2 protein-coding genes are annotated in these 753 nt (G+C 57.0%); one reads left to right on the forward strand and one right to left on the reverse strand.

Features of this window, described 5'->3' with window-relative positions:
• Positions 1-211: DUF7437 domain-containing protein (locus tag C489_RS20555; RefSeq protein ID WP_006433336.1), on the forward strand; the 211-nt coding region annotated here is incomplete at its 5' end.
• 268 nt (positions 212-479) lie between these two features.
• Here the strand turns inward: C489_RS20555 and C489_RS21330 are convergent.
• The coding region (locus tag C489_RS21330) for a zinc ribbon domain-containing protein (RefSeq protein WP_152423232.1) at positions 480-753 on the reverse strand (274 nt) is incomplete at its 5' end.

Consider the following 753-nt stretch of genomic DNA (forward strand, 5'->3'; position numbering starts at 1 on the left):
CCGCCACGGCGTCGCCGGCCTCGCGACGGCGCTCACCTACGCTGTCGCCCGCGAACGCGGCGAGGTGACCCACCGGCTGATGGCCGAGGACCTCAATATCTCGCCACTGGCTGCGGAGATGATTCTGCAGGCGCTCCGACCTGTCGTCCACGAGCACTACGACATCGGTGAGGACGTAAGTCACGATACCAAAGAAGAGGTCAATATATGAGCATCGAAACGAGCGACCGGACACAAGTGACGCAGTACTCAATTTATCGGTGTTCCTTGGAGGAAACTGATGGAACTCAGTAACGACACGCTCACGGTTTCACGGGAACTTTCAAAGCTCGACAAAGACGTACTCGAGTTCACACGGATCCTCGATACCTGCGATGTAAATCGCCTCGGGGTCAAGTGGTTCGAGAGACTTCGTCTCTCGTCATCACGGAAATCAAAGATTTCCGTACGACCCCGAGGCTTTCGCGTGGACTCCCGTTCTATGCCTCAACCGAGGCAGGGGGTACGTACTCCCCACTCACGTTCAACGTCCCGCGATTCAAGCGCACATCTACGGGTGCGCCTCCATCGCCTGCGTTTTGCCGACGACGGAGATACTGCAAACCGATGTTCTTGGAAGCATTGTAGTCGGCGTGGTTCTCATACCCGCACTGCTGACACTCGAACGACTCTCCGTTACGGTTATCGTCGTAGGTAAACCCACACGTCGAGCAACGCTTCGACGTGTTGCGTGGGTCAACCTGTACGGCTTCG

Origin of the sequence: Natrinema versiforme JCM 10478 (assembly GCF_000337195.1) — an archaeon.
Lineage (GTDB): Archaea > Halobacteriota > Halobacteria > Halobacteriales > Natrialbaceae > Natrinema > Natrinema versiforme.